This is a genomic window from Cricetibacter osteomyelitidis (assembly GCF_004340985.1).
GTDB classification, from domain to species: Bacteria; Pseudomonadota; Gammaproteobacteria; order Enterobacterales; family Pasteurellaceae; genus Cricetibacter; species Cricetibacter osteomyelitidis.
In genome coordinates this window covers 1-4,326 of record NZ_SLYB01000011.1, presented here as the reverse complement: position 1 = coordinate 4,326, position 4,326 = coordinate 1, and the positions used below count along the sequence as shown (strand labels likewise).

4 protein-coding genes (1 of these 4 only partly in view) are annotated in these 4,326 nt (G+C 44.4%); all 4 read right to left on the bottom strand.

All coding sequences use genetic code 11. From position 1 onward, the window contains the following. Positions 1–1,956: the 5' portion of an electron transport complex subunit RsxC gene (rsxC, locus tag EDC44_RS06550; protein WP_131976591.1), read on the bottom strand. 336 nt of this gene lie to the left of the window's left edge; only the first 1,956 of its 2,292 coding nucleotides appear in the window; it begins with the start codon at positions 1,954–1,956; its stop codon lies off the left edge, out of view. A 10-nt stretch (positions 1,957–1,966) separates the two neighbouring features. Next, positions 1,967–2,575 carry an electron transport complex subunit RsxB gene (gene rsxB, locus EDC44_RS06545; RefSeq protein ID WP_131976589.1) on the bottom strand — a complete coding sequence of 203 codons (609 nt, stop codon included), beginning with the start codon at positions 2,573–2,575 and terminating at the stop codon, positions 1,967–1,969. Beyond that, positions 2,575–3,156: an electron transport complex subunit RsxA gene (gene rsxA, locus EDC44_RS06540; RefSeq protein WP_131976587.1), complete on the bottom strand. Its 582-nt coding sequence runs from the start codon at positions 3,154–3,156 to the stop codon at positions 2,575–2,577. Before rsxA ends, rsxB begins: the two co-directional genes overlap by 1 nt. Positions 3,157–3,292: 136 nt before the next feature. Then, positions 3,293–3,913, bottom strand: coding sequence for a SanA/YdcF family protein (locus tag EDC44_RS06535; protein WP_131976733.1), 621 nt, complete (start codon positions 3,911–3,913; stop codon positions 3,293–3,295). Positions 3,914–4,326: the final 413 nt, after the last annotated feature.

The following is a 4,326-nucleotide window of genomic DNA, read 5'->3' as shown; positions in this document are numbered from 1 at the left end:
GGAATTTTCAACCGCACTTTCAGTTTTTTCAGCAACAGGTTGAGCAACGGCTTGCTGTGCTTCTTTCTTTGCTTTAGCTCTTGCGATCGCCGCCGTAATTGCCGCTTTTTTCGGATCAACAGATGCTGCTGAATTTTCAACCGCACTTTCAGTTTTTTCAGCAACAGGTTGAGTGGCGGCTTGCTGTGCTTCTTTCTTTGCTTTAGCTCTGGCAATCGCCGCTGCGATTGCCGCTTTTTTCGGATCAACAGATTCTGCTGAATTTTCAACCGCACTTTCTGTTTTATTTTCCCTTTCTGCTGCTTGTTGGCGAGCTAATCGACGGGCTTTACGTTGAGCCATAATATCGGCATTATCCGGTAAAATCTCACCATTATCTGCCGTAATAGTTTTAATTTGCGGTTTTTCGGTTTCACCGGCAGCCTGTTTGGCTTTAATCCGCTCTAAAGCCGCCTGCACAGGATCTACACCTTTTGCCTGAGCCAATTCCGCCCGACGGTTTTCTGCCGCACGTTGGCTGCGGGCTTCGCGTTCTTGTTTTTCCTTAGCTAAACGGGCTTCTCTGGCTTCAAAACGCTGTTTGGCTTCTTCCGCCTGTTTTGCTTTGGTTTCAATATCCCAAATCTTGGCTTTTTCTTGGCGGAAATATTGAATCAGCGGAATATTACTTGGACATACATAAGCACATAAACCGCACTCAATGCAGTCAAATAACGAATATTCCTTAGATTTTTCATGATCTTCCGAACGGGCAAACCAATACATCTGCTGCGGCATTAAATGCAGCGGACAGGCATCGGAACAAGCGGAACAGCGGATACAGGAACGCTCTTGCAGCAGCGGATTATATTCAAAATGATCAGGCGCTAAAATGCAGTTTGCCAGTTTATTGACCGCTGCATCCAAGCTCGGCAGCATCAATCCCATCATCGGGCCGCCCACAAACACAGGGAAGCGTTCATCATATTGATAACCGCTGTGTTGCAGTAAGTGGGATATCGGCGTACCAAAGCGAACCCACACATTGCCCTTTTGTTTGATTTTATCGCCTGTGAGCGTTACCACCCGTTCAATCAGCGGTTCGTCATTGATGATCGCCCGTTTAACCGCATAAGCCGTTCCGACGTTTTGCATTAACACGCCGATAGATGATGAATGATGACCTTTCGGCACTTCCAGACCGGTGAGAATTTGAATTAATTGTTTGGCTGCACCGGACGGGTATTTAGTGGGGATCACACGGATTTCAATATCATTTGCTCCTTGCAACGCATTTTGCAAAGATTTAATCGCTTCCGGTTTATTGTCTTCAATGGCAATCACCACTTTTTCAGGTCGCAGAATATAACGTAAGATCCGCACGCCTTCAATGATTTCAAGGGGATAATCCCGCATTAAACGATCATCGCAGGTGATATAAGGCTCGCATTCCGCCCCGTTGATAATCAACAGCTTGATTTTTTTCTCTGCGGAATGGATTTTTGCCGCTGTCGGGAACACCGCACCACCTAAGCCGGCAACACCTGCACGGTATATTTTATCAATAAGCTGTTCCGGAGTATGACTTAAAAAATCGTCAATAGGCTGTTGCTCGATCCATTGATCTTTACCGTCTGCCTGAATATGCACCGCCATTTCCGGCAAACCGGAAGGGTGGGCGGCAATATGGGGAGCAATAGCGATCACCGTGCCTGAAGTGGGAGCGTGTACCGGCAGCACCCGCAAGCCGTTGCCCTGAGTGAGCGGTTGCCCTTTTAATACTTGTTGACCCGTCTGAACCAACAAATCCCCTGCTTTTCCGGCGTGCTGTTTGAGCGGTACATAAAAATGCTCCGGCAAGGGTAGTTGTCCGATTGGGGTTTTGTTAGATTGAGATTTGTTTTCCGGCGGATGAATACCGCCGGGGAAGTCCCATAGCTTGCCGGAGTTAAAACGGCTTAAAACATCATCAGTCATTTTATTCCCCTTATTCTCCGACAATCATTTTTTTCTGTCCCGATGTAATATCAGCTACGGGAATGACTAATTTCGGATCGAATTTCCAATCCCAAGAATCAATATTTTTTTCCACTTTTTCCATTGTAATGCAATCTGTCGGGCAAACCGGCACGCATAAATTACAGCCGGTGCAGAGATCAGGCACAACGGTATGCACAGCCTTATTAGTGCCGATAATGGCATCCACCGGACAGGCTTGAATACATTTGGTGCAACCGATACACATATCTTCGTGGATCAATGCAACTTTCACTTCAGGGGTTTCATCAAAATCCGTTTGCGGCACATCGACACCAAGTAATTCTGCGATTTTCGCCACTACAGGCTGACCGCCCGGTACACATTTGGTAATATCGTCGCCGTTTGCCACTGCTTGTGCATAAGGTTTACAACCGGGATAGCCGCATTGACCGCATTGGCTTTGCGGGAGAATTGCATCAATTTTTTCCACAATGGGATCCGCTTCCACTTTGAGTTTAGTCGAGGCGAAACCGAGTATGCCGCCGAAAATCAACGCCAACAGTGTGATAATCAGCAACACATAATAAATCAGGGGAAGTTCGGTCAGCCACGTCATCACAATCTAACCAACCCAGTGAAACCCATAAAGGCAAGAGACATCAAACCTGCTGTAATCAACGCGATAGAGGCTCCGCAAAACGGCAGCGGCACATCTGCCGCCGCCAAGCGTTCGCGTAAAGAAGCAAATAATACTAACACCAAAGAAAAACCGAGAGAGGCCCCGAAACCGTAAATGACGGATTCTGTTAAGTTATGAGCAAGGTTGACATTCAATAAGGCCACGCCTAACACCGCACAGTTGGTGGTAATCAACGGCAGGAAAATACCCAGTAAACGATACAGTGTCGGGCTGGTTTTATTAATGGTCATTTCCGTAAATTGCACCACGACGGCAATCACCAAAATAAATACTAACGTGCGTAAGAAGGTGGCATCAAGAGGTTGTAAAATATAGCGTTCTACTAAATAAGAGCATAAGGAAGCCACGGTCAGCACAAAGGTGGTGGCCAATCCCATTCCAATAGCGGTTTCAATTTTTTTAGACACGCCCATAAACGGACAAAGCCCTAGGAATTTCACTAGAACAAAGTTGTTTATCAAAGCGGTGCTGATGATTAAGAGTATATAGTGTGTCATAGCGTATTCGTTTTTCGAGTAGTTGGCTATTATCCTAATTTCTTAGACTTAGAACAACTGAAAAAGCAAAATTTTATAAAATTCTGTTAAAACTTACCGCACTTTAGGTAGGTTTAACGCATTAATCGGGGAGCGGTTATTGTGATCGCACTTTCGGCAGTGGTTCCGGTTCGCCTAAAAAGTGCGGTTTCTTTTCTAATAATAAATCGATAACCGCTTGCAGACGGGCAAAAAATTCCCGCAAGCGAGTGAAAATATATACATCCGGATCACCGGCGGCAAAGCAAATGGCATTAATATCATAGAATTTAGCAATAAATAACGCCCGTTCACAGTGGAATTTTTGTGTGATAATGGTTATTGAATGTGCTTTAAACACTTGATCTGCCCGAACGATGGAATCTAACGTGCGAAAACCAGCATAGTCACGAAACAGTTTCTCTTCTGGAATTCCCATTTTTTTCAGATCGCGGAACATCGTCTGCGGTTCATTATAATAGGCAGTACGGTTATCGCCACTGAGCAGCAGATAATCAACTTTTTTACGATCAAATAAGGTTTTAGCGGAATCCATACGGTTGGAATAAAACCCGTTGGTTTTGCCTTTGGCTACATATTTTGCCGTGCCTAGCACTAAGCCGTAAGGACGATAGGGTACTTTATTAATATCCGTGTAAATATTTTTCCGCACATAAAAACTGATGGCGATATCAAAGGCCAGTGCCAATACACCCACAAACACTGCGACCAGCAGCATTATTTTGCTGATACTCAACAACCACCGCAACAAATTACGGGAATTTGTTGAAGTGCGGATTGGTACTTCTGGTTGAATATTGACCATTCTTATAATGATATGTTAGCAATAATTCTCAATAAGTCAGCATACTAACAGAATGTAATAAGAAGTGTAAATATCGTTAAGCGATAATTTATGACAAAAAGACTGCACTAGAAAACGGAAAAATGCATTCAGGCATAGTTGGCAAATAATCCGGAAGTGATATGATTGTACAACCGATTTGCGAGGTGTGTGAAGCAATGAAAAATAAAGAATAATAAAAAACAGGAAATCACTTATGTCAGAAAAAATACTCTGGGCCGGTTATTACCGGCGATTCTATCAAACCGACCCGAACACCCATCATTTTGGCTATTGCCTGGCTTTTG